Genomic DNA, 22,618 nt, shown 5'->3' with positions numbered 1-22,618 from the left:
ATGATCGAGGAAAACCCCGTCAGCCTTCACGACGCACCGAGCCGCTCGATGAACATGATCGAGGCGATCAACGACGCGCTCGACATCATGATGGCGCGCGATCCCGACGTCGTGATCATGGGCGAGGATGTCGGCTATTTCGGCGGCGTGTTCCGCGCGACGGCGGGCCTGCAGAAGAAGTTCGGCAAGAACCGCGTGTTCGATACGCCGATCAACGAATGCGGCATCATCGGCGCTGCGGTGGGCATGGCCGCTTATGGCCTGCGCCCGGTACCGGAAATCCAGTTCGCGGACTACATCTATCCCGGCCTCGACCAGCTCGTGTCGGAAGCGGCGCGCCTGCGTTATCGCTCGGCGGGCGAGTTCGTGGCGCCGATCACGGTGCGTTCGCCCTTCGGCGGCGGCATCTTCGGCGGCCAGACCCACAGCCAGAGCCCCGAGGCGTTGTTCACCCATGTCGCCGGGCTCAAGACGGTGATCCCAGCGACTCCCTATGACGCCAAGGGCCTGCTGATCGCGGCGATAGAGGACAACGATCCGGTCATCTTCTTCGAGCCGAAGCGCATCTACAACGGCCCGTTCGACGGCTATTACGACCGCCCCTCCCGGCCATGGAAGGGCCTGCCCGGCAGCCAGGTGCCGGAGGGCTACTACAAGGTTCCGCTCGGCAAGGCACGCGTGGTGCGTGAAGGCGCAGCGCTGACGGTCGTGACATACGGCACCATGGTCCACGTGGCCGAAGCGGTGCTGGCCGAGAAGGGCGTCGACGCCGAGATCATCGATCTGCGCAGCCTCGTCCCGCTCGACATCGACACTGTGGAAAAGTCGGTGGAGAAGACCGGGAAATGCCTGGTGATACACGAGGCGACCCGCACCTCCGGCTTCGGCTCGGAACTCGTTACGCTCGTCCAGGAGCGCTGCTTCTATCATCTCGAAGCCCCTGTGGAGCGCGTGACCGGTTTCGACACGCCTTATCCGCACAGCCTCGAGTGGGCCTATTTCCCCGGTCCCGTCCGCATTGGCGAGGCGGTCGATCGGCTCATGAAGGATTGATCCGATGGGTCGTTTCACATTCCGCCTGCCCGACATCGGCGAAGGCATCGCCGAGGCCGAGATCGTCGCCTGGCACGTCAAGATCGGGGACACGGTCGAGGAAGACGGGCGCCTTGCCGACATGATGACCGACAAGGCGACGGTCGAGATGGAAAGCCCGGTCTCGGGCGTGATCGTCGAAGTGGCGGGCGCCGAAGGGGATGTCATCGCCATCGGTTCGCCGCTGGTGGTGATCGAGGTCGAAGGCACTGGCAACGAGGTCGATCGCGGGCCTGCGCCGAACGATGAAGTGGTGGAGCAGCGGATCGAGGCGGAAACGCCGGATGCGGGCGATATTGCGCGTGTTGAGAGCGTGGTGGCCAGTGCTTCGACAGGCTCAGCACGAGCGGACGTGGGGGGAGGTGCGCCTCCCACGCCCGCCCGATCCCCCACACCCGCTCAGGCTGAGCCTGTCGAAGCCCGCACGCCCACGCCCGCGGCCAAACCCTCAAGCACCCAGGCCAAAGTCATGGCCAGCCCGGCAGTACGCAAGCGCGCCGCCGATCTCGGCATCGACCTTGGCGAAGTGCGCCCGGCCGAGGACGGCCGCCTGCGTCACTCCGATCTCGACGCCTTCCTGTCCTACAATGCCTCGGGCGGCTTCCAGCCTGCCGGGCGCAAGGGACAGGACGAACAGGTCCGCGTGATCGGCCTGCGTCGCCGCATTGCAGAGAACATGGCCGCATCCAAGCGCCAGATCCCGCATTTCGCCTATGTCGAGGAATTCGACGTGACCGCGCTGGAGGAAACCCGCGCGCAGCTCAATGCGGGGCGGGGCGCCAATGTGGATGGGCGTCCCAAGCTGACGATGCTGCCGTTCCTGATCACCGCAATTTGCAAGCTGCTGCCCAAGTATCCGATGCTCAACGCGCATTACGATGACGAGGCGGGCGTGGTGACGCGCTATGGTTCGGTCCATCTCGGCATGGCGGCGCAGACTCCCGCAGGCTTGATGGTCCCGGTCATTCGCGATGCGCAGGACCGCAACCTCTGGCAGCTCGCCACCGAGATAGGCCGCCTTGCCAATGCAGCCCGCGACGGTTCGGCCAAATCGTCTGAGCTTTCCGGCTCGACGATCACCGTGACCTCGCTCGGGCCGATGGGCGGGGTGGCGACCACGCCGGTCATCAACCGCCCGGAAGTCGCGATCATCGGTCCGAACCGGATCGTCGAACGGCCGATGTTCGTGAAGGGCGCCGACGGCGTGGAGCGCATCGAGAAGCGCAAGATCATGAATATCTCGATGTCCTGCGACCACCGCGTGGTAGACGGCTGGGATGCTACCAGCTTCGCGCAGGACCTCAAGAAACTGATCGAGGCGCCGGCGCTTATTCTGGCGGGTTAGGCTGACGGGTTAGGGTGGCGCAGTGGAGCAGCGGATATGGCCAGGGATTCTCGTGTCGATGACTATGTCGCCCAATCCGCCGAGCCGCTGCGTCCCTTGCTCGAACGGCTCCGTGACATGGCGCATAGGGCGCTTCCAGAGGCCGAGGAGGCCATCAAGTGGAGCGTCCCCCACTTTACAGTTCGGGGCAAGAACGTCGCCGGGATGAGTGCGTTCAAGGCGCATTGCGCTTTCGGTATCCACGGGGATGCCATGTCGCGCCGCTTCATCCGCGTGACATGCGAGGCGGACATGCCGCGCGAGGCCGAATTGACGGCACTCCTGCGCGAAGCGGCGGATCGTATCCTGGGCGGCCGTCCTGCTGGCACGGTACGGGCTGAACGAAAGCCTCGGCCGGAAATCCCCATACCTACAGAATTCGCCGCCATGCTCGCGGCGGTGCCGGGCGTGCAAGCGACCTTCGAGCGATTCGCGCCCTCGCACAGGCGCGATTATCTGGAATGGATCACCGACGCGAAGACTGCCGCGACACGGGAAAAGCGCATGGCACAGGCTGCCGAGTGGATCGCAGAGGGCAAGACACGCAACTGGAAGTACGAGAAGCCGCGCAAGTCTTCCTGACTTTCTGTTTGTGGCGCACCATCAATTTTCGATCGGTTCCCCTCATAGGGGGCAAATAGGGGACGGTTTATGCGTACGCTTCGCAGCGGATTCGTCTCTGCCGAAATTTTTTTCACCTTTTTCGAGCCACCCGAATGACGGTCTCGAAGGCGAAAATCGCAAAATCGGCGCTAAAATCGGTGCTCCGGCCAAACTGTCCACAGGCTAGTCGCGGTTCGGTCGTTAAAAAACTTCATGGGGCTGGAATATCGCGTTGACAGCCACCCGGTGCTGACATAGAGGGCGGCCTCCCAAGCGGACGCAACCGCAAGAACGCGGGTGTAGCTCAGTTGGTTAGAGTGCCGGCCTGTCACGCCGGAGGTCGCGGGTTCGAGCCCCGTCACTCGCGCCACTTGGGGTTTTCCTGTCTGTGACAGGCAGGGGAAAATGCTGGTAATCCAGCGACTTGAGGTAGTCTAAAAACCTCACATACATTGCTGCGCGGGTGTAGCTCAGTTGGTTAGAGTGCCGGCCTGTCACGCCGGAGGTCGCGGGTTCGAGCCCCGTCACTCGCGCCACTTCCTTAAGGGAAGTGGAAAGGCAATGAAACGAAAAAGGCCGGGTTCACGCCCGGCCTTTTCTTTTGTCCGCTGGCCGCCGGCGGATAGCCGCAAAAAAGAAGCGCCGGGGAATCATCCCCAGCGCCCGGTCTCCATCCAGATCAGGAAGCGCTTCAGCGGCAATATCCAGATCACCCCCAGCGCGAGATAGATCGGCGTTTGGAGCAGCGCATGCCAGCTTCCGATTACCGGCGGCAGGTATCGCGCGATCAGCAGTCCGTAGACGCAAAGGGCGATGAGCAGGCCGAGGACCCCGATGGGGATTCGCCAGGTCGGGGTCTCGCGCAAGTCAGATCTCTCCCTCGTATATTCTGGTCGGCGTCACCACCGCATCGAGAATGCGGTCGTGCGGCTCGATCGGGAGACTTTCGGCCAACTGGCAATCCCAGGCAAGGCCGATCGCCGGAACATCGGGATTGGCTTCCAGCCAGCGGTCGTAATGGCCGCCGCCCTGGCCGAGCCGGTGCCCCTGGGCAGTGAAGGCGATGAGCGGCACGACGACGATCGCGGGAACCACCGGCTTCGCATCGGCAAGCGGCTGAAGCGCGCCCCAGGGGCCGATGGTCAGCTGCTCTTCGTCGAAGGGGTTGGCCCATTCGCGAAATTCCATGGCGCTGTCACGCGCGGCGAACCAGGGCAGGGCGATGCGACGATCGTGCTCGGAAAGCCAGCGCGCCCACCCGAAGGCCGGCGCCTCGTCGCCCATCGGCGCGTAGAGGCCGATGGTGAGGCCCTCGGGCATCATTTCCGCGACGGGGGCGGGCGGGCGGTTGAGAACGAGCGCCCGCATGCCGTGCGGCAGCGCGGCGACATGTTCGGCGCGCGCGGCCCGGTGCATCTTGCGCAGGGCGCTTTTTTCGATCGTAGGGGAGAAAGGAGGCGACGAATCCACCGTGGGTCCCATTCCTGCAAGGTCGGTCAGGGCCGCGACGATACCACCGAAGGTCCTTCGCGGCATGTCGGAATTACGGCATTGCGGATGCCGAAAAGGATGAGGCCGGAAGGGCTCTTCCGGGCCGGGAAGTGGGTGACGGGTCCACCATGGGTCGGTTGCCTAGAAATCCTCTGACGCCTCGACGTCAGGTGGGGACCATGTGCGTCGGACCAGGGTCCGGGCAGGGACAGCCCCCATTGGATTGCTTATAGCCTCAGGGATGTTCGAACGGCTCGTGCCGGGCAGATCCCGTCACGCCTTATTTAGGCGTTCGGCGCGCGCTGCTCAAGGAGGTCGGCAAGATTTTCGACATGATCGGCAATTCGCACGAGTTCGTCGACCAGAACGGTCGGGATCACCGGTTCGCCAGGAGTTGCGGCCGGCGCTGGAACGGGCTCGGGGGCCGGTTCGGGAAGGGCGACGCGCTGGCGCAGCTCGTGCAGTTCGTCCGCCAGCATCAGCGATGCGAAAAGCAGCATGCGCGGTTCGGTCTGCCCGACGACGCCGGCCTGGGCCAGTTTCTCGTCGATCATCCCGGCGAGCCCGGTGAGGTGGGCTTCCTCGCCGTCCGCACAGGCGAGCATGAATTCGCGCCCGCCGATCGTAAGGGTGATGTTCGCCATCGCCTCAGGGCTTCTGCCGGGAGGAGAGGTTCTGGGCGAGGAGGGCGTCGATCTCGCCCAGCGTTTCCTCAACCGATCCGCGCAGGCGGACATGACGCTCCTGCAAGTCGCGGCTTTGCGAAACCGCCCGTTCGAGCCGCGCCAGTGCGGCCCGAATTCTGTCGACTGCCTGCTCTGTCGCGGCCTCGTTCGTCACCTTTTCCATTCCCGCCTGCGCTACCGTGAAACCGCCAAAAGGCAATCAACCTCTTGGCCTTGTTCACAGGGCTTTCGATCAGTCGAGGCTCAAGTGCCGTCATGTGATTGGCACATATATGTACAAGTCCCCATATACGGGGCAGGCCAATCCTCCTTAGGTGAACTTGACGGGAGGCGGCCTCGCCCTAAAGGGGGTCGGCAAGTTCGAATCGTCCCATTCTTTTCCGTTTTCGGAGCCTTCACGATGACCCTTGCTGCTGACCGTCTCGCGCCGATGGCCAATGCCATTCGGGCGCTCTCGATGGACGCTGTCCAGGCGGCCAACAGCGGCCACCCCGGCATGCCCATGGGCATGGCCGACGTCGCCACCGTCCTGTTCTCGAAGTTCCTCAAGTTCGACCCCGCCCAGCCCAAGTGGGCGGACCGCGACCGCTTCGTGCTTTCGGCGGGTCACGGGTCGATGCTGATCTACTCGCTGCTGCACCTGACCGGCTATGCCAGCCCGACGATGGAAGACATCCGCAATTTCCGCCAGCTCGGCTCGGTCTGCGCGGGGCACCCGGAAAACTTCCTGATCGAAGGCGTGGAATGCACCACCGGCCCGCTGGGCCAGGGGCTGGCCATGGCAGTCGGCATGGCCATGGCCGAGCGCCAGCTCAACGCCACGTTCGGAGACGAGCTGGTCGATCACCGTACCTGGGTGATCGCCGGTGACGGCTGCATCATGGAAGGCATCAACCACGAAGCCATCGGCCTGGCCGGTACGCTCAAGCTGGGCCGCCTCAAGGTCCTATGGGACGACAACAAGATCACCATCGACGGCGACACGTCGCTTTCGACCAGCGAAGACATCCCGGCGCGCTACCGCGCTTCGGGCTGGGACGTGTTCGAGTGCGACGGCCATGACTATGCCGACATCGAACGCGCGCTGGGCCAGGCTGCCGCTTCGGACAAGCCCACGCTGGTCGCCTGCAAGACCGTTATCGGCAAGGGTGCCCCCAACAAGCAGGGCGGCCACGATGTTCACGGCGCCGCGCTGGGCGATGCCGAAGTGGCCGCTGCCCGCGAATACTTGGGCTGGACTTCGGCGCCTTTCGAAATCCCCGCCGAAATCCTGGCCGACTGGCGCGCGCTCGGCGAAAGGGGCGCTGCTGCCAATGCCGAGTGGTTTGCCCGCCTTGCCGCTTCGGACAAGGCCGACGAGTTCAGCCGCCGCATGGCCGGCGAACTGCCCGAAACCGACGCGATCCGTGCGAAGCTGGCCGAGTGGCTGGAAGGCGACGCCACCGTCGCCACCCGCAAGGCCTCGGAAAACTGGCTGAACGTGCTGGCGCCTGCGGTGCCCGAGATGGTCGGCGGTTCGGCCGACCTTACCGGCTCGAACAACACCAAGGCCAAGTGCCAGGAACCGTTCACGCCTGACAACTACGGCGGCCGCTACGTCTATTACGGCATCCGTGAATTCGGCATGGCCGCGGCGCTCAACGGCATGGCGCTGCACGGCGGCGTGATCCCCTACGGCGGCACGTTCCTGATCTTCTCGGACTACTGCCGCAATGCGATCCGTCTCTCGGCCCTGCAGCAGACCCGCGCGATCTACGTGCTGACCCACGATTCGATCGGCCTCGGCGAAGACGGCCCGACCCACCAGCCGGTCGAGCATGTCATGTCGATGCGCCTTATTCCCAACCTCTACGTGTTCCGTCCCGCCGACGTGATCGAGACGGCGGAGTGCTGGAACATTGCACTCGAGTCGCAGGACACGCCTTCGGTGCTGGCGCTTACCCGCCAGAACCTGCCGCAGCTGCGCAAGACCGGCGACATGCTTTCGGCGCGCGGTGCCTACACGCTTCGCCATGCCCAGGCCGACCGCAAGGTCATCCTGATCGCCACCGGCTCGGAAGTGGAGCTGGCGGTCAAGGTGAAGGACGAGCTGGAATCGCAGGGCATCGGCGCGGACGTCGTCTCGATGCCGTGCATGGAACTGTTCGCCGCGCAGGACGAAGCCTACCAGCACGAGATCCTGCCCAATGACGCGTCGATCCTGAAGGTCTCGATCGAGGCCGGCACGACCATGGGCTGGGAGCGTTACACCGCACAGAGCCGCAACGGCGGCCTGAACATCGGTCTCGACCGCTTCGGCGCCTCGGCTCCGGCCAAGGATCTGTTCGCGCGCTTCGGCTTCTCTGTCGAAGCGATCGTCCCGAAGATTCTCAACAAGCTCAGCGTTTAAAGAGGAGAACATACCAATGGCGACCAAGGTTGCGATCAACGGTTTCGGACGTATCGGGCGCAATGTTGCCCGCGCAATTCTCGAACGCACGGACCATGACCTCGAGCTGGTTTCGATCAACGATCTGGCCGACGCCCAGGCCAATGCCCTCCTGTTCAAGCGCGACAGCGTCCACGGTACTTTCGAAGGCACCGTGGAAGTCGACGGCACCGACCTCGTCGTCAACGGCAAGCGCATCCATGTGACGGCCGAGCGTGACCCCGCGAACCTGCCGCACGCCGCGCAGGGCGTGGACATCGTGCTCGAATGCACCGGCTTCTTCACCGACAAGGCAAGCGCCGGCAAGCACATCGACGCGGGCGCCAAGCGCGTGCTCGTCTCGGCTCCGGCCAAGGGCGTGGACCTCACCGTCGTTTACGGCGTGAACCACAAGGAGCTGACCGCCGAGCACGTCGTCGTGTCGAACGCTTCCTGCACCACCAACTGCCTGGCGCCCTTCGCCAAGGTGCTGAACGAGAAGATCGGTATCGAGCGCGGTCTGATGACCACGATCCACTCGTACACCAACGACCAGAAGATCCTCGACCAGATCCACAAGGATCCGCGCCGCGCCCGCGCCGCCGCGATGAACATGATCCCCACCAGCACCGGCGCCGCCGTGGCCGTGGGCCTCGTTCTTCCCGACCTGAAGGGCAAGCTCGACGGTTCGTCGATCCGCGTGCCGACCCCGAACGTCTCGGTCGTCGACCTGACTTTCGTGCCGAAGCGCGATACCACCGCCGAGGAAGTCAACGCGCTGCTCAAGGAAGCGGCCGAGGGTGAACTGAAGGGCGTGCTCGGTTACACCGAGGAACCGCTGGTCTCGATCGACTTCAACCACGATGCGCATTCGTCGACCATCGACAGCCTCGAGACCGCCGTGCTCGAAGGCAAGCTGGTCCGCGTCCTGTCGTGGTACGACAACGAGTGGGGCTTCTCCAATCGCATGATCGACACGGCCGGCGTGATGGCCAAGTTCCTCTGATGCGTCTGCTCTGAGGACCTGATGGAGGCGGGCCGCCTGATCGGCATCGCGCGGCGGAAAAGGCCGCGCGCACCGATGGAGGAATTGCGGTCCGCCGCCGTGACTGTCGCCGCGGGAGTCCAGGGGGACTTTCGCGGCGCGGTGCGTCCGGGAAGAGTGCCGCGCAGGCAGGTATCGCTGCTCGCCGCCGAGGATTGGCTGGCAGCCCTGCGCGACTTGCGCCTGGCGGAAGGCGACTATCCGCCATGGCATGCCCGGCGCGCCAATCTGCTGGTGGAGGGGCTCCGTTTCCCGCATGAGGCGGGTTACGTGATCGCCATCGGGCAAAGCCTGCGCATCGCAGTGACCATGGAATGCGACCCATGCAGCCGCATGGAAGAAGTGGCGCCGGGGCTCAAGGCCGCGCTCCTGCCGGACTGGCGGGGCGGCGTGCTGGGCACGGTGCTGACGGACGGCGCGATTGCCGTCGGCGACGAGATAAGGATCGAGCGATGAGTGCTTTCAAGACCCTTGATGACCTTGGTGACGTGACGGGGAAGGTCGCGCTGGTGCGCGTGGACCTCAACCTGCCGATGCAGGACGCCGTCGTTACCGACGATACCCGTATCCGCGCCGCCGCGCCTACCGTGCTGGAGCTTTCCGAACGCGGCGCCAAGGTGCTCCTGCTTGCACACTTCGGGCGCCCCAAGGGCGAGCGCGTTTCCACCCAGTCGCTGTCGATGGTGGTCGGCGCGGTGGAGAAGGTGCTCGGCAAGGAAGTGATGTTCGTGCCCGAGATCGCCGGTGACGTGGTCAAGCAGGCCGTCGGCATCCTGCGCGCCGGAGACATCGCCATCCTCGAGAACACCCGCTTCTGGAAGGGCGAGGAAAAGAACGACCCCGAACTCGTCAAGGCGATCGCCGCCAATGCCGACTTCTACGTCAACGACGCCTTCTCGGCCGCCCACCGCGCCCACGCGACGACCGAAGGACTGGCCCATGTGCTCCCGGCCTATGCGGGTCGCTCGATGCAGGCCGAACTCGAAGCGCTCGACAAGGCGCTGGGCACCCCGGAAAAGCCGGTCGCGGCGGTCGTCGGCGGCGCCAAGGTTTCGTCCAAGCTGGACGTGCTCAAGCACCTCGTCACCCAGGTCGATCACCTGATCATCGGCGGCGGCATGGCCAACACTTTCCTCGCCGCCAAAGGCGTGGACGTGGGCAAGTCGCTCTGCGAACACGACCTCACCGGCACGGCGAACGAGATTCTCGAAACCGCGGACCAGTCGGGCTGCACCGTTCACCTTCCCTACGAAGTCGTGGTGTCGAAGGAATTCGCCGCCAATCCGCCCAGCCTGCGGACCTGCAATGTCCATGAAGTCGCCGCCGACGAGATGATCCTCGATGTCGGTCCGCTGGCGGTGGAAGCCCTGAGCGACGTGCTCAAGACCTGCCGTACGCTGGTGTGGAACGGCCCGCTCGGCGCCTTCGAGACGGTGCCCTTTGACGCGGCTACCGTCGCGCTTGCGAAGACGGCAGCGGCGCTTACCCGCGAGGGTTCGCTCGTTTCCGTAGCGGGCGGCGGCGATACGGTTGCCGCTCTCAACCACGCGGGCGTGGCCGGTGACTTCTCGTACATCTCGACGGCAGGCGGCGCCTTCCTCGAATGGATGGAAGGCAAGGAACTTCCTGGAGTCGCCGCGCTTTCGGCGTAAAAAAAAAACGTCGTCCCGGGCTTGATCCGGGACCGCTGGCGGTGAACAGCCCGCTTCAAGGCTGGGCACGCACGCGATAGCTATCGCCTCAAGAACTGCCAGCGGTCCCGGATCAGGTCCGGGACGACGAGAGGAAGATGTCCACCAAGACCGCCCGCCCGCCCTGGCACGATCGCTACGTAACGCTCGACGGCATGCGCGGGATCGCCGCGCTTGCCGTGGCGCTGTTTCATTTCAACATCTCCCAGGCACCGCACGGCTACGTCGCGGTGGACTTCTTCTTCGCGCTGTCGGGCTTCGTGCTCTGCGCCAGCTACCTGCCGCGCTGGCAGGAAGGCATGGGCACCGGCCAATTCATGATGAAGCGCCTGGTGCGGCTCTATCCGCTGTTCCTCGTCGGCGTGCTGCTGACGACCACGGTGGGCCTTGTTCGTCTCCATACCGGCGGTGACACCTCGCTGCCGCTCAGGACCATTCTGATCAGCACGGGCATCAATGCCGCGATGTTGCCTTCTCCGCTGACGGGCACGCTGTTCCCGCTCAATGTCCCGGCCTGGTCGCTGTTCTACGAGCTGGTCGCCAATCTGGCGATGGTCGTGCTGCTGTTCCGCCTGCCGCGCGTGGCGTTGGTGGCGGTCTGCCTGGCCAGCGCATGGCTGTTCGCGCCGGCGGTGCTGGAGAATGGATCGGGCAATATCGGCGCGGTCTGGGGGGAGTGGCCTCTGGCGCTTGCCCGCACGCTCTATTCCTTCTGCGCCGGAATGCTGATCGCGCAGCTACGCCAGCCCGCGCACCGCCCGGCGACCTTGGCCGGTCTGCTATGCCTTGTCGCCATCGCCGTCATGTTGCTGGCCGATCCCAAATGGCTGGCAGCCGCGCATTACGACCTGGCCTGCACGCTGGTGATCTCGCCCCTGCTGGTCTGGCTGGGATCGCGCGTGGAGCCGTCTCGCAGGCTGGCTCCGGCGGCCTGGTTCGTGGGCGAGGTGTCCTTCGCGCTCTATGCCGTCCACTGGGCGCTGATCGAACCGATGCGCTATTTCAAGGACGACCTGCAATACGACGAAGTGCTGATGGCCTTCGTCTTTCTGGGAACCTGCCTTGCCGTCGCATGGTTCTGCGTGCGCTGGATAGACGTTCCCGCGCGCACCCTGCTTTCCGACATGCTGCGCCGCCGCAAGCAGGCGCGTGTCGTCGGAACGGATCACCCAACCGACGGATAGCCTTTTGCCGCAGTTGCGAAACGGAGCCTCGCAGAATAAGCCCGTTTCAGGTTGCTGACACAACTTAGGAGGAGAAAAACCATGGAATTTTCAGAGATGACGGCCAAAATGGCCGACGGGAACGGTTTCATCGCCGCGCTCGACCAGAGCGGCGGTTCGACCCCGAAGGCGCTCAAGGGCTACGGCATCGAGGAAGGCGCCTGGTCGACCGAAGAGGAAATGTTCGGCCTGATCCACCAGATGCGCGCCCGCATCATCGCATCGCCTGCATTCACCGGGGACAAGGTGATCGGCGCGATCCTGTTCGAGCGCACGATGGACGGGCAGGTGAACGGCGTGCCCACCCCGCAGGCCCTGATCGCCAAGGGCGTGGTGCCCTTCATCAAGATCGACAAGGGCCTTGAGGACGAAGCCAACGGCGTTCAGATGATGAAGCCGATGCCGACGCTCGATGCCCTGCTCGAACGGTCGAAGGCCCTGGGCGTCTACGGCACCAAGGAGCGTTCGGTGATCAACTCGGCCAATGCCGAAGGTATCGCTGCCGTCGTCGCGCAGCAGTTCGAGATCGGCCGCCAGGTGCTCTCGCACGGCATGATGCCGATCATCGAGCCCGAGGTAAACATCAAGAGCGAGACGCGCGCCGAGTGCGACAAGCTGCTCCTGGCCGAGATCCTCAAGAACCTCGATGCCCTGCCGGAAGGCACGCGCGTCATGCTCAAGCTCTCGCTGCCGATCGTGCCGGGCACGTTCGACCCGCTCGTCTCGCACCCCAAGGTGCTGCGCGTGGTGGCGCTCTCGGGCGGTTACGAGCGTCCCGAAGCCTGCGTGGAACTGGCCCGCAACAAGGGCATCATTGCCAGCTTCAGCCGCGCGCTGCTGCAGGACCTGCGTTCGCAGATGAGCGATGCCGAGTTCGACGCCGCCCTCGGTGATGCGATCGACGAGATCTACAAGGGTTCGACCCAGAAGGTGGATGCAGCCGCAGCCGCCTGATCCCTGCCGGGTTTCGCTTTGATGGAAGGGCGGTGCCGCAAGGCGCCGCCCTTTCTTGTTGCTCAGAGGCCGCCCATGAAGCGGAATCCGAACTGATAGGCGAAAGGTGCCGGTTTGCTGCCCGCCACCGGCCGTGGCAGGGCATCCAGCAGATCGAGCTGACCGTCGGCAACCTGGACCGGCTGGCCAAGCGTCATTTCCATTTCGCGCGGACCTGAGCCGAGGTCCACGCGCACCCGGACGCGCAGCCGTCCGGCCCAGACGCACTGGGTGCCCTCGGCGCAGCGGCTGTCTTCCAGCAGGGCGAGCGGCGTCACGCGCGGGCCGTCGACATAGATGGTCTCGCCGATCCGGGTATAGGCCAGAGGCGGGCCGCTGTAAGGCCCGGCGGGGGCAGGTGGCTGGGCCGATGCCTGCGGCGTGTAGAAATCGGTGGGCGGCTGCGTACCTGCCGGCGACGGGAGTCGATCAGGCACTTGCTGGTCAGGCAGCGTCTGGGGATCGGGGCCGGGCATGTCCGGTGCCGGTGCCGTGGGACTCGTCTCGGCAGGCGCGGGCAGCGGCGCTGCGCGGCCTTGCGGCGATTCCGGGATGATGCGGCAGGCCGAAAGCGCGACGAGAGCCGTTACGAGCGATAGGGCGGTCGATAAGGCGCGTCGTCTCATGATCCTCACATAGTTTCCGGCCGGGACTAACCGATGGTGGCAACAGACCGCATCGCGGCTGAACCTTCCCCTAACTACCCGGTTTGCCCCTAACTACCCGATTTGGCAGAATGACGAAGCCCTTTCCCGGGCATCGATTTATCTTCGTTTGCCCCATTTTCATGGCTGTCAGGAGATTTCGCCCGGCCGGAAAATGCTCTAGGGCCGCTGGCATGGAAGAAATCGAACGCGAACCGACGCAGCTCTACCTGATCTCGCCGCTCGAAGTGGGAGGCGAATTTCCCGAACGTCTGGCGCGCGCGCTGGAAGCAGCCCCGGTCGCTGCGTTCCAGTTCCGGGTCAAGGATCTCGACCAGCATGAAGCGGCGCGGCTGGCGGAACCGCTCCAGAAGATCTGCGCCGATCGCGGCACGGCCTTCATCGTCAACGATTCGATCAGTCTCGCCAAGCGCCTCGGTGCCGACGGCGTCCACATCGGCCAGGAAGACGGCACCGTGGAGGAAGCCCGCAATGCGCTCGGCCGCGATGCCCAGATCGGCGTGACCTGCCATGACAGCCGCCACCTGGCGATGGACGCGGGCGAGGCCGGTGCCGACTACGTGGCCTTCGGCGCCTTCTTCCCGACCACCACCAAGCAGGTGAAGCACATGGCCGGGCTGGACCTGCTCGAATGGTGGCAGGCGATCTTCGAGATTCCCTGCGTGGCCATCGGCGGGATCACGCCGGAGAACTGCGGCGCGCTGGTCAAGGCAGGCGCGGACTTTCTGGCGGTTTCCGGCGCGGTCTGGAACGGAGACGAAGTCGCGGCGGTGAAGGCATTCCACGAGGCGATGACCGCGGCGCAGGGCTGATCCCGAAGCGGTCGTCCACAGTCTTTCCACGCCTGGCCCACAGCCGCTCCACAGGCAGCCCCCAGGTTTCGAACAGGTTATCCACAGGCTTGCCCGCAGGGACAGGCCCGGCAGAGAGGCTCCCATGGATCTCGATCGCTATCTCGCTCGCATCGGTCTGACGGGCCATCCGGCACTTTCGCCCGAGGGGCTGGCGACGCTCCAGATGGCCCATCGCCGCTCGATCGGCTTTGAGAACCTGGCGATCCTGCTGGGGGAGGGCATTCGCATCGACAGCGCGAGCGTCTTCGACAAGCTGGTGACGCGCGGGCGCGGGGGCTATTGCTTCGAGCAGAACCGTCTGTTTTCCGATGCGCTTGGCGCGCTCGGACTGGTCAATCGGCCCTTGCTGGCGCGGGTCCTGCTGGGGCTGGGCGAAGGCGTGGTGCCACCGCGAACCCATACGCTGCTGCTGGTTAATCTCGGCGGCGAGGCCTGGATCGCCGATGCCGGGTTCGGGGGTAGCTACGTCCCGCCCCTGCCGCTGGAAGACGGCGCGCAAGTCCAGACCTCGGACGGGGCATGGCATCGTCTTCTGCGCAGCGGAGAGCGGGGATCGCTGGGCGGAGAATGGCGTCTGGAGCGGGCAGGGCCGGCCAGCGCCACCGATGGCCGCGCGGCACCGCATGGCGACTGGCAGCCGCAATATGTCTTCGATCTGAGCGACGTGGCGCAGGACGACCTGGAGATGTCCAGCCACTGGACTTCGACCCGTCCGGCCACGCGCTTCACCACCGTCTGCGTCGCCAGCGTAGTGCTGGAGGGCGGGTTCGCCTCGCTCAGCGATCGCCAGTTCACATGCAGCCGTGACGGAGTGAGCGAGGTTCGGCAGATCGAAACCGCAGCGGACTATGCCGCCTTGCTGCGCGGCACTTTCGGCATCGCGCTCAGCGATGACGAGGCCGCTAAGTTGCCGATTTTCCGCTGATTGGCTTTCCACCCCTGACGAAAGGTGGGTAGTGGCGGACCGGGTAAGCGGCTTGGCAAGCGTGTGGATGCCAGGGCAGCCCAGCGCCGCGCCTACTTCTCCCTGAGCCTCGGCATCAGTTCCACGAAGTTGCAGGGCCGGTTCCGGCTGTCGAGCTGTTCGGCAAGGATGCCGTCCCAGCCATCTTTCACCGCGCCGTTCGAGCCGGGCAGGGCGAAGATATAGGTCCCGCGCGAGACAGCGGCGCAGGCGCGGGACTGGACCGTGGAGGTGCCGATGGTCTTGTAGGAAAGCCAGCGGAACAGCTCGCCGAATCCCGGAATGTCGCGCTCCTTCACCCGGTCGATGGCTTCGGGCGTGACGTCGCGGCCGGTAAGGCCGGTGCCGCCGGTGGAGACAACGGCGTCCACTTTCGGGTCGTCGATCCAGGCGTTCAACCTTGCCGCGATCACTTCGGCATCGTCCCGTTCGATCGCACGATCCGCCAGGACATGTCCGGCATCGCGGATGCGCTGGACCAGGATGTCGCCCGAAGTGTCCGTTTCGGGCACGCGGGTGTCCGAAACGGTCAGTACGGCGATATTGATCGGCTTGAAGACGCGCTCGGGATCAATGGCCACGCAGAATGGCTCCATTCGACGCCATGCGAACCGCCTGCGAGCCGCCAAGGCCGGGGAAAGTCGGCCACATATCCTGTGCCAGCGCCATCCGGCTTTCCGACTGGCCGCCGGCCTGACGCTCGTACATCCAGTAGTTGCGCAGGACGATGTTCACGTAGCCGCGCGTTTCCCAGTAAGGCAGCGATTCGATCCAGAGCAGCGGATCGCCCTGGCAGTTCACTTCCGAATTCCAGCGGCGCACCGGTAGCGGGCCGGCATTGTAGGCGGCCATGACCTTGGGCAGCAGGCCCTGCGTGCCCGAATCGTTCTTCAGCATCTCCAGGTGACGCTGGCCGAAGGCGAGGTTCACTTCGGGCTTGTTGAGGTCCCCGGCATTGCCGACGACGCCCAGCGAAGAGGCATGGTCGCGCGCGGCGGCGGGCATGATCTGCATCAGGCCGCGCGCCCCGGCGGGGCTGACGACGCTGGTCTGGAAGATCGATTCCTGAAGGGCATGGGCGTAGACGAGGGCCGGATCGACCTTCCATCCGCCCACGGGCGTCCACTTCGGGGTCGGGAAGCGGCTTGCCGGTTCGGGCTTGCCGCCGAAGGGGGCGTTATACGCCATCCACAGCTGGGTCGAAGGCAAGCCGAGATCGCGCGCGAGGCGGCTGATCGAGGCATATTGGCCGGGCGTTCCGATCCGCGCCTGATGGCGCAGCACTTCGTCGGCAAGGCTGTCCTTGCCGATTTCGGTCAGTTCCACGGCGGTGCGGATATTGCTGTTGGTGCGCAGCAGCTGCCAGTCGTTCTGCGTGAAGTCGGCGGCGGCATGCTGTTCGGGCAGCTTCATGCCGAGCTGCTCGGCGGCGAGCATGCCGTAGAGCGTCTCGTCCCGCGCGGCGGCAAGGCGCAGCGCGGCGGAGGCCTGCTCGGGCTTGCGGCAGCGCACCAGCGCGCGGCTGCGCCAGTAATGGGCGGCGCTGGTCAGCTCGGAATTTTCCGAGGACTTGGCGGTCTTGTCGAAGGCATCGGCGGCGCCGTCGCAATCGCCCAGGCGCCAGGCGGCGAGGCCTGCGGTCCACCATGCCTCTCCGACCCAGGGGCCGGTGCCCATCGCGGCAAGCTGCGCAAGCTGGTAGGCCTGCGCGTCCTGGTTTTCGATGTAGAAGCTCCAGGCCACCTTCTGCCGCCATTCGGCGCGGGCGGAAGGGCTGAGGCCGGCATCGATGCCGTCCAGCAGGAGGCGCGCGCCGGAGGGATCGTCGGCCTTGATGCGGTCGTTGATGCCGCTGGCGATCATCGCCGGCATCGATCCGTCGTCGATCGAGGAGGGGCGCACGCGCTTGGCCATGGTCGGCAGGCGGGCGAACTGCTGCTCCGAGGGAAGCGAGGGAACGCTGAGCGCGCCGCGCTTCAGGGCAAGACGGCTGATCTGGTCGGCGCCGGGCAGCTCGGTGCCCTGGGCCAGCCAGGACTGCAGGGCCGGAAGCTCGATCTTCGGCGATCCCGAGGCCAGGTAGTAGGCGGCGCGAAGCTGCTGGTGCAGCGGGCCGTCCGGGCGATCGGTCAGCATGCGCTGCACGGATGCCCAGTCCTTGGAATCGACGGCGTCGAAAGCCTGCTTGTAGAAGGCGCGGTCGTCCTGGCTGAGCAGCGAGGGTACCGCGGTATTGTCCGCGCGCGTGCGGAAATATTCCACGGCGGCGCTGTTGGCCGATGCCGGGCTTGCGCCAGCGGCGGACATGACGGCGAGAACGGCAAGTGCTGCGCTGGTGCGCCATGCTCCCTTGCGGTTTCTCTCCATGCCAGATCGTTTCAAGTTCGTTCCCCGCATCGTGCGACCCGCTCACCGGGGGCACGGTCCATTAGGACTCTGAACCTTCCGGCACGGTTAATTCGATTTATCCGTTTTCGACTTTCGTCCACTCAAGCCAAGCGTTCCAGAAGCTCGCCTTCGCGCGCGGTTGTTGCATCAGCGCGGCGAGTCCCCACCCGGCCAGAAGCGGTATATCCCGTCCTTCATGATGAAATTGTCTTAAAACGGCAGCGCGTTGCGGTGATTCGTGGCCGATGAGCGACAGGACGTTGCCGCCAAGCACGACGAGTCGCTGCGGAGAGACAAGGTTAACGTGCCGGGCCAGCGCATCGCCCACCCCGCGCTCAGCGGCCAGGCGCCAGTCCGGCACCGGATCGTGGCGTGGCAGGGCGCTGGCGAGGTAGACCTGCTCGCGCTCGGTTCCGAAGGCGGCCAGCATGGCGTCCAGCAGCTTGCCCTGCGGCCCGGTCAGCAGTTCGTCGCTGTCCTGCGCTTCTGGGGTCTCGACCACGATCATGAGCTTGGCGCCCGCTTCGCCGCGCAGGGCGATACGGCCGCTGGGGTCGCTGTCGTCCAGCAGCGATTCGCGCATCCACCATTCGCGAAATGCCGAAAGGTCCGCAGGCAGAAGCGCGGGATCGATTCGCGTCGGCATGGGCGGAGGCGCGTTTTCCTCCACCGCCGGGCGGCGGCGCGGCGGCAGACGCTCGCCGTTTTCGTCCTGCTCATCCTCGGGCACGATCCATTGGCGGGGCGCGTCCAGGAAGTCGAAATCGACCCCCGCTTCGCGCCACCAGCCAAGCGCACCCGTGATATCGTCCAGAAATTGCCGATTTGGAGCCTGATCCATCGCGTGGGTCTTGACCTCTCGGCTTCCACCAATCAAGGCAATTCGAGAAAATTAATCGAGCGACTAAAGCCAGGGGCCTGACGGGTGGACATGATTGAACGCGAAGAGATGCCGTATGACGTCGTCATCGTGGGCGGTGGGCCCGCGGGTCTGGCGACGGCGATCCGATTGAAGCAGCTCGATTCCGAGCTTGCGGTCTGCGTGCTGGAGAAGGGCTCGGAGATCGGGGCACACATCCTTTCGGGCGCGACGATCGATCCCAAGGCGCTGGACGAACTGCTGCCCAGCTGGCGCGAGGACGGCTGCCCGCTGGCCGAGACTCCGGTGACCGACAACTGGCACTGGCACCTCACCAAGAAGAAGAAGTTCTCCCTGCCGCATCTGGTGATGCCGCCGTTCATGTCCAACGACGGCAACTATACCGGTTCGCTGGGCAATCTCTGCCGCTGGCTGGCCGAACAGGCCGAGGCGCTGGAGATCGAGATCTTCCCCGGGTTCCCCGCCGCCGAGATCCTCTACGACGACAAGGGCGCCGTCATCGGCGTGCAGACCGGCGACATGGGCGTCGACCGCGAGGGCAATCCCAAGGGCGATTTCCAGCCCGGCATGAACCTGCTGGGCAAGTACACCGTATTCTGCGAAGGCGCGCGTGGCCACCTGACCAAGCGTCTGAAGGCGCAGTACAACCTGGAAGCGGATTGCCAGCCGCAGATCTACGGCCTCGGCATCAAGGAACTCTGGGACATCGATCCCGACAAGCACGTCCCCGGCCGGGTGATCCACACCCAGGGCTGGCCGATGAGCGAGACCGACAGCTGGGGTGGCGGCTTCCTCTACCACCAGGCCAACAACCAGGTGGCGCTCGGCTTCGTGACCGCGCTCGATTACAAGAATCCCTACGTCTATCCTTTCGAGGAATTCCAGCGCTGGAAGCAGCACCCGGACATCCGCGCGATCCTGGAAGGCGGCAAGCGCGTCGCTTACGGCGCGCGCGCGATCAACGAGGGCGGCTGGCAATCGGTGCCGATGCTGGCCTTCCCCGGCGGCGTGCTGGCAGGCTGCTCGGCGGGCTTCGTCAACGTGCCGCGCATCAAGGGCACCCATACCGCGATGAAGAGCGGCATGCTGGCGGCCGAGGCGATCGCTTCGGCGATCAAGGCGGGCCGCGAGCAGGACACGCTGGGCGAATACGATACCGCCGTGCGCGAAAGCTGGATCGCCAAGGAACTGAAGCTCGTCCAGAACGCCGAGCCGATGGTCGCCAAGTGGGGTGGCGAGATCGGCACGGTGCTGGCGGGCGCCGACATGTGGCTGCGCACGCTGTTCGGTTTCGGCCTCGCCAAGCCGATGAAGCATCACACCGATGCCTCGACGCTCCAGCGCGCCGATCTCTACCAGCCGATCGCCTATCCCAAGCCCGATGGCGTGATCAGCTTCGACCGCCTGACCAGCGTGTCCTACTCGTTCACCAACCACGAGGAAGACCAGCCGGTCCATCTGAAGCTCAAGGATCCCACGGTTCCGACCGCGATCAACCTGCCACTCTATGCCGGGCCGGAATCGCGCTACTGCCCGGCGGGGGTCTACGAATTCGTCGATCCGGACGGTTCAGGCATGAAGCTCCAGATCAACGCGCAGAACTGCGTCCACTGCAAGACCTGCGACATCAAGGACCCGACACAGAACATCGAATGGGTCACGCCGGAAGGCGGCGGCGGGCCGAACTATCCCAATATGTGAACGCGAAGGGGGGAGGCAGATGCTTCCCCCTTTTTGCGTAACCTCCCGTAATTCCGCTCGTCATCCTGAACTCGTTTAGCTTCGCTGGCCTACGGCTCAGGATCCATCGGGCCTTCTGCGCCGAATCGTCGTTTCACCAGCGGCACTGGCGGCGCGCTGTTCGAGGCTCTGCGCAGGCTGCGCAATGGATCCTGAGCCGTAGGCCAGCGAAGCTAAGCAAGTTCAGGATGACGGGGGTCCGTGTCGAGGTCACAGTGCGTCAGAAGCGCAGAGGCCAAGGTGCGGCTTGCCTCTCCGCGTGCCGCGCGCCATGGACGGTGCGATGATTTCCGAAACCGCCTATGCCAAGATCAATCTCGCGCTCCACGTCCGCAGGCGGCGGGAGGACGGCTATCACGAACTCGAAACGCTGTTCGCCTTCGTCGATGCCGGGGACGAGCTGACGGCCGTTCCCGCCGAGGCCGACCGGCTCTCCACCCGCGGCGAGTTCGCTGCGAAGATCGACGATCCCTTCGGCAACATCGTGGCCAAGGCGCTGACGGCACTCCCGCACGGGCGGGGCTGGGCGGTCGATCTTGAAAAGCGCCTGCCGGTGGCGGCGGGGCTCGGTGGCGGCTCGGCGGATGCCGGGGCGGTGTTTCGCATGGTCGAGCGCGCGCACGGTCTGCCGGAGGACTGGCACGCGCGCGCCGCAAGGCTGGGCGCGGACGTGCCTGCCTGTGTGCTCTCGCGCCCCTGCATCGGCACCGGCACGGGCACCGAGCTTGCCGAAGTGGCCGAGAACGACCTCCAGCACTGTCCTGTCCTGCTGGTAAACCCGCGCCTGCCGCTGCCGACCGGCCCGGTGTTCGCGGCTTGGGACGGGCAGGATCGCGGGGCCATGCCGCAAGGAACGCTCCGGGAGATCGCGCTCTCCGGCCGCAACGATCTGGAAGCGCCGGCCATCGCCATATGCCCTGCAATCGCGGATGTTCTGGCTGCGCTTCGGGACACTGGGCCGTTCCTGGCCCGCATGTCCGGCTCGGGCGCGACGTGCTTTGCGCTCTACGAGAGTCAGGAAGCCTTAAGCCGCGCCGCTGCTACACTGGCCGCCGATCATGCCGACTGGTGGCAGCTATCCGGGAAACTGCGTTGAGCACTCATGCCATGACGACCGAGGTTTACAGACTGCTGGGCACGCCGGTCGAGGGCGGGGTCCTGGTGATCGCCGATCATGCCTCCAACCATGTGCCCGAAGGCATCGATCTCGGCATTCCCGAAGAGCTGATGAACCAGCATATCGCGATCGACATCGGCGTTGCCGCCGTGGCGGAGCGGATGGTGGCGGCGGGGACCTCGGCCTGGCTCGCCGGAATCAGCAGGCTGGTCTGCGATCTCAATCGCGACATCGGCATGCCCGGCATGTTTCCCGTGGTCTCGGACGGCTACGCGATCCCCGGCAACATGATCGGCGACGAAGGCCGTGCCGCGCGGGTCGCCGAGTATTTCGATCCCTATCACGCGGCGCTGGAAAGCCTGCTGGACCGCGCGCCGCCAGCCCTGATCGTCTCGCTCCACAGCTTCACGCCGGGCCTTGCGACATGCGACAAGCCGCGTCCCTGGGAGATCGGCATTCTCTACAACGAGGACGACCGCGCTGCCCGCATCGCGATCCCGATGCTCGAAGCCGAAGGGCTGACCGTGGGCGATCAGGAGCCTTATTCGGGACGGATCCTCAATTCCTCGATGAACCGGCATGCCGAGGCCCATGGCCGCGCCTATCTCAGCATCGAGATCCGTCAGGACCAGATCGCCGATGCGGCCGGGCAAGCGCTCTGGGCCGATCGCATGACGCGGTTGTGCCGGGGCGTGGTCGCGCAACTGGGCTGAATTCCTGCCAGCTTGTCGTTTTCCGGTCGCGGCGATAGTCTCCCCCAAGCTTGATCAGGGGCAGCATGATCGGTTATCACCTTGTGCGGATGGCGAAATTCTCCGGCCGGGAGACGCGCGCGCGGTTCTGGCCCTGGGCGGGCGTGGTCGTAGGACTGGCGGCTGTCGGCGGTTTTGTGGCGGTGATGCCGATGACGCTCGCCTCCATGGCGAAGATGCGCAAGTTCGCGCTGGAGCATCCCGAACAGGCCACGATTACGTCGGGCCTAGGCACGTCGGCTCAGGGCCATTACGAGATCGCCATAGAGGGGCATCATCCCGAACTCATGCCCGATATGGGGCCGTTCGTGGCGGTGCTCGAAGGTGCCATGGCCCTGCTGATCGTGCTGATCGCCGCCGCGCTCGTCAGGCGGCTCCACGATACCGGGCGCTCCGGGGCATGGGGGCTGCTGCCCTTGCCGTTCCTGCTGTTCGGGTTCTCGCAAATGCCGGTGCTCTTTGCCGACCCCGGCTTCGATACGCGGCTCTTCGCCCTGCTGTTCCTGAACAACCTCTGCTACCTTGGCACCTTGGGCGTGCTGATCCTGCTGCTGGCCCGCTCCGGCTCACTTGGCGACAATCGTTACGGCGCGCGGCCTTCCGACTAATCTCGCACGATCCGAAAAGCAAAAAGCGCATTTCG

Annotated in this window: 23 protein-coding genes and 2 tRNA genes; 17 read left to right on the top strand and 8 right to left on the bottom strand. The window is 65.2% G+C overall.

Annotated elements, in window-relative coordinates; all coding sequences use genetic code 11:
* The 5 genes from NTCA1_RS21930 (at position 1) to NTCA1_RS21910 (ending at position 3,615) form a co-directional block, all read left to right on the top strand.
* Complete coding sequence (locus NTCA1_RS21930) at positions 1–1,053, top strand: alpha-ketoacid dehydrogenase subunit beta (protein WP_159831840.1); 1,053 nt, start codon at positions 1–3, stop codon at positions 1,051–1,053.
* A gap of 4 nt (positions 1,054–1,057) precedes the next feature.
* On the top strand, positions 1,058–2,437 hold the full coding sequence (locus NTCA1_RS21925) for a dihydrolipoamide acetyltransferase family protein (RefSeq protein ID WP_159831839.1): 1,380 nt from the start codon (positions 1,058–1,060) through the stop codon (positions 2,435–2,437).
* A 36-nt stretch (positions 2,438–2,473) separates the two neighbouring features.
* The gene (locus tag NTCA1_RS21920; RefSeq protein WP_159831838.1) at positions 2,474–3,058 is read left to right on the top strand and encodes a YdeI family protein; all 585 of its coding nucleotides are present in this window, start codon (positions 2,474–2,476) and stop codon (positions 3,056–3,058) included.
* 314 nt (positions 3,059–3,372) lie between these two features.
* A tRNA-Asp gene (locus NTCA1_RS21915) sits at positions 3,373–3,449 on the top strand.
* Between the two features lie 89 nt (positions 3,450–3,538).
* Positions 3,539–3,615 (top strand) — tRNA-Asp (locus NTCA1_RS21910).
* A 114-nt stretch (positions 3,616–3,729) separates the two neighbouring features.
* On the opposite strand, the gene NTCA1_RS21905 is transcribed toward NTCA1_RS21910, so the two are convergent.
* The 4 genes from NTCA1_RS21905 to NTCA1_RS21890 all read right to left on the bottom strand — a co-directional run bounded on the left by NTCA1_RS21905 (position 3,730) and on the right by NTCA1_RS21890 (position 5,410).
* A complete protein-coding gene (locus NTCA1_RS21905) occupies positions 3,730–3,945 on the bottom strand; it encodes a DUF2842 domain-containing protein (RefSeq protein ID WP_086493595.1) in 216 nt (71 codons plus the stop codon).
* Between the two features lies 1 nt (position 3,946).
* Complete coding sequence (locus NTCA1_RS21900; protein WP_086493633.1) at positions 3,947–4,561, bottom strand: 5-formyltetrahydrofolate cyclo-ligase; 615 nt, start codon at positions 4,559–4,561, stop codon at positions 3,947–3,949.
* 293 nt (positions 4,562–4,854) lie between these two features.
* The gene (locus tag NTCA1_RS21895) at positions 4,855–5,214 is read right to left on the bottom strand and encodes a cell division protein ZapA (protein ID WP_159831837.1); all 360 of its coding nucleotides are present in this window, start codon (positions 5,212–5,214) and stop codon (positions 4,855–4,857) included.
* Between the two features lie 4 nt (positions 5,215–5,218).
* Positions 5,219–5,410, bottom strand: coding sequence for a hypothetical protein (locus NTCA1_RS21890; RefSeq protein ID WP_133083794.1), 192 nt, complete (start codon positions 5,408–5,410; stop codon positions 5,219–5,221).
* A gap of 246 nt (positions 5,411–5,656) precedes the next feature.
* On the opposite strand from NTCA1_RS21890, the gene tkt reads away from it, so the two are divergent.
* The 6 genes from tkt to NTCA1_RS21860 all read left to right on the top strand — a co-directional run bounded on the left by tkt (position 5,657) and on the right by NTCA1_RS21860 (position 12,576).
* Positions 5,657–7,645 carry a transketolase gene (gene tkt, locus NTCA1_RS21885; protein WP_159831836.1) on the top strand — a complete coding sequence of 663 codons (1,989 nt, stop codon included), beginning with the start codon at positions 5,657–5,659 and terminating at the stop codon, positions 7,643–7,645.
* A 16-nt stretch (positions 7,646–7,661) separates the two neighbouring features.
* Positions 7,662–8,669, top strand: a complete 1,008-nt coding sequence (gene gap / locus NTCA1_RS21880) for a type I glyceraldehyde-3-phosphate dehydrogenase (protein ID WP_086493591.1) — start codon at positions 7,662–7,664, stop codon at positions 8,667–8,669.
* A 75-nt stretch (positions 8,670–8,744) separates the two neighbouring features.
* Positions 8,745–9,164 (top strand): MOSC domain-containing protein, encoded by a 420-nt coding sequence (locus NTCA1_RS21875; protein ID WP_086493632.1) that lies wholly within the window; start codon positions 8,745–8,747, stop codon positions 9,162–9,164.
* The gene (gene pgk, locus NTCA1_RS21870) at positions 9,161–10,360 is read left to right on the top strand and encodes a phosphoglycerate kinase (protein ID WP_086493590.1); all 1,200 of its coding nucleotides are present in this window, start codon (positions 9,161–9,163) and stop codon (positions 10,358–10,360) included. Before NTCA1_RS21875 ends, pgk begins: the two co-directional genes overlap by 4 nt.
* A gap of 137 nt (positions 10,361–10,497) precedes the next feature.
* Positions 10,498–11,583 carry an acyltransferase gene (locus tag NTCA1_RS21865; RefSeq protein WP_159831835.1) on the top strand — a complete coding sequence of 362 codons (1,086 nt, stop codon included), beginning with the start codon at positions 10,498–10,500 and terminating at the stop codon, positions 11,581–11,583.
* 81 nt (positions 11,584–11,664) lie between these two features.
* Entirely contained in the window at positions 11,665–12,576 is a 912-nt protein-coding gene (locus NTCA1_RS21860) for a fructose bisphosphate aldolase (RefSeq protein WP_159831834.1), read from the top strand.
* A 62-nt stretch (positions 12,577–12,638) separates the two neighbouring features.
* Here the strand turns inward: NTCA1_RS21860 and NTCA1_RS21855 are convergent, their stop codons facing one another.
* Positions 12,639–13,241: a hypothetical protein gene (locus NTCA1_RS21855; RefSeq protein ID WP_159831833.1), complete on the bottom strand. Its 603-nt coding sequence runs from the start codon at positions 13,239–13,241 to the stop codon at positions 12,639–12,641.
* 212 nt (positions 13,242–13,453) lie between these two features.
* On the opposite strand from NTCA1_RS21855, the gene thiE reads away from it, so the two are divergent.
* Both thiE and NTCA1_RS21845 read left to right on the top strand, forming a co-directional pair.
* Entirely contained in the window at positions 13,454–14,092 is a 639-nt protein-coding gene (gene thiE / locus NTCA1_RS21850) for a thiamine phosphate synthase (RefSeq protein ID WP_086493585.1), read from the top strand.
* Positions 14,093–14,216: 124 nt separating this feature from the next.
* Positions 14,217–15,059 carry an arylamine N-acetyltransferase gene (locus tag NTCA1_RS21845; protein ID WP_159831832.1) on the top strand — a complete coding sequence of 281 codons (843 nt, stop codon included), beginning with the start codon at positions 14,217–14,219 and terminating at the stop codon, positions 15,057–15,059.
* A 92-nt stretch (positions 15,060–15,151) separates the two neighbouring features.
* Here NTCA1_RS21845 and moaB read toward each other — a convergent pair whose 3' ends face one another.
* The 3 genes from moaB to NTCA1_RS21830 all read right to left on the bottom strand — a co-directional run bounded on the left by moaB (position 15,152) and on the right by NTCA1_RS21830 (position 18,327).
* Complete coding sequence (gene moaB, locus NTCA1_RS21840) at positions 15,152–15,679, bottom strand: molybdenum cofactor biosynthesis protein B (RefSeq protein WP_133083800.1); 528 nt, start codon at positions 15,677–15,679, stop codon at positions 15,152–15,154.
* Positions 15,669–17,465 (bottom strand): lytic transglycosylase domain-containing protein, encoded by a 1,797-nt coding sequence (locus NTCA1_RS21835; protein WP_159831831.1) that lies wholly within the window; start codon positions 17,463–17,465, stop codon positions 15,669–15,671. The genes moaB and NTCA1_RS21835 overlap by 11 nt, the downstream gene beginning before the upstream one ends.
* Before the next feature lie 97 nt (positions 17,466–17,562).
* Complete coding sequence (locus NTCA1_RS21830) at positions 17,563–18,327, bottom strand: uracil-DNA glycosylase family protein (protein ID WP_159831830.1); 765 nt, start codon at positions 18,325–18,327, stop codon at positions 17,563–17,565.
* Positions 18,328–18,417: 90 nt separating this feature from the next.
* Between NTCA1_RS21830 and NTCA1_RS21825 the strand changes: the two genes are divergently transcribed.
* The 4 genes from NTCA1_RS21825 (at position 18,418) to NTCA1_RS21810 (ending at position 22,583) form a co-directional block, all read left to right on the top strand.
* Positions 18,418–20,067, top strand: a complete 1,650-nt coding sequence (locus tag NTCA1_RS21825; protein ID WP_159831854.1) for an electron transfer flavoprotein-ubiquinone oxidoreductase — start codon at positions 18,418–18,420, stop codon at positions 20,065–20,067.
* Between the two features lie 322 nt (positions 20,068–20,389).
* A complete protein-coding gene (locus NTCA1_RS21820; protein ID WP_159831853.1) occupies positions 20,390–21,202 on the top strand; it encodes a 4-(cytidine 5'-diphospho)-2-C-methyl-D-erythritol kinase in 813 nt (270 codons plus the stop codon).
* 11 nt (positions 21,203–21,213) lie between these two features.
* Positions 21,214–21,936 carry an N-formylglutamate amidohydrolase gene (locus NTCA1_RS21815; protein ID WP_159831829.1) on the top strand — a complete coding sequence of 241 codons (723 nt, stop codon included), beginning with the start codon at positions 21,214–21,216 and terminating at the stop codon, positions 21,934–21,936.
* 65 nt (positions 21,937–22,001) lie between these two features.
* The gene (locus NTCA1_RS21810) at positions 22,002–22,583 is read left to right on the top strand and encodes a DUF805 domain-containing protein (RefSeq protein WP_236549516.1); all 582 of its coding nucleotides are present in this window, start codon (positions 22,002–22,004) and stop codon (positions 22,581–22,583) included.
* Positions 22,584–22,618: the final 35 nt, after the last annotated feature.

The sequence above is a fragment of the Novosphingobium sp. TCA1 genome (assembly GCF_009811895.1).
In the GTDB taxonomy this organism is placed as follows: domain Bacteria; phylum Pseudomonadota; class Alphaproteobacteria; order Sphingomonadales; family Sphingomonadaceae; genus Novosphingobium; species Novosphingobium panipatense_A.
The sequence above is the reverse complement of the archived record's forward strand: the minus strand, read 5'-3'. Positions and strand labels throughout refer to the sequence as shown.

Coding starts and splice junctions, on each gene's coding strand:
- NTCA1_RS21930 (WP_159831840.1), top strand. CDS start 1: ATGATCGAGGAAAACCCCGTCAGCCTTCACGACGCACCGAGCCGCTCG.
- NTCA1_RS21925 (WP_159831839.1), top strand. CDS start 1,058: ATGGGTCGTTTCACATTCCGCCTGCCCGACATCGGCGAAGGCATCGCC.
- NTCA1_RS21920 (WP_159831838.1), top strand. CDS start 2,474: ATGGCCAGGGATTCTCGTGTCGATGACTATGTCGCCCAATCCGCCGAG.
- NTCA1_RS21900 (WP_086493633.1), bottom strand. CDS start 4,561: ATGGGACCCACGGTGGATTCGTCGCCTCCTTTCTCCCCTACGATCGAA.
- NTCA1_RS21895 (WP_159831837.1), bottom strand. CDS start 5,214: ATGGCGAACATCACCCTTACGATCGGCGGGCGCGAATTCATGCTCGCC.
- tkt (WP_159831836.1), top strand. CDS start 5,657: ATGACCCTTGCTGCTGACCGTCTCGCGCCGATGGCCAATGCCATTCGG.
- gap (WP_086493591.1), top strand. CDS start 7,662: ATGGCGACCAAGGTTGCGATCAACGGTTTCGGACGTATCGGGCGCAAT.
- NTCA1_RS21875 (WP_086493632.1), top strand. CDS start 8,745: ATGGAGGAATTGCGGTCCGCCGCCGTGACTGTCGCCGCGGGAGTCCAG.
- pgk (WP_086493590.1), top strand. CDS start 9,161: ATGAGTGCTTTCAAGACCCTTGATGACCTTGGTGACGTGACGGGGAAG.
- NTCA1_RS21865 (WP_159831835.1), top strand. CDS start 10,498: ATGTCCACCAAGACCGCCCGCCCGCCCTGGCACGATCGCTACGTAACG.
- NTCA1_RS21860 (WP_159831834.1), top strand. CDS start 11,665: ATGGAATTTTCAGAGATGACGGCCAAAATGGCCGACGGGAACGGTTTC.
- NTCA1_RS21855 (WP_159831833.1), bottom strand. CDS start 13,241: ATGAGACGACGCGCCTTATCGACCGCCCTATCGCTCGTAACGGCTCTC.
- thiE (WP_086493585.1), top strand. CDS start 13,454: ATGGAAGAAATCGAACGCGAACCGACGCAGCTCTACCTGATCTCGCCG.
- NTCA1_RS21845 (WP_159831832.1), top strand. CDS start 14,217: ATGGATCTCGATCGCTATCTCGCTCGCATCGGTCTGACGGGCCATCCG.
- NTCA1_RS21835 (WP_159831831.1), bottom strand. CDS start 17,465: ATGGAGAGAAACCGCAAGGGAGCATGGCGCACCAGCGCAGCACTTGCC.
- NTCA1_RS21830 (WP_159831830.1), bottom strand. CDS start 18,327: ATGGATCAGGCTCCAAATCGGCAATTTCTGGACGATATCACGGGTGCG.
- NTCA1_RS21825 (WP_159831854.1), top strand. CDS start 18,418: ATGATTGAACGCGAAGAGATGCCGTATGACGTCGTCATCGTGGGCGGT.
- NTCA1_RS21820 (WP_159831853.1), top strand. CDS start 20,390: ATGATTTCCGAAACCGCCTATGCCAAGATCAATCTCGCGCTCCACGTC.
- NTCA1_RS21815 (WP_159831829.1), top strand. CDS start 21,214: ATGACGACCGAGGTTTACAGACTGCTGGGCACGCCGGTCGAGGGCGGG.
- NTCA1_RS21810 (WP_236549516.1), top strand. CDS start 22,002: ATGATCGGTTATCACCTTGTGCGGATGGCGAAATTCTCCGGCCGGGAG.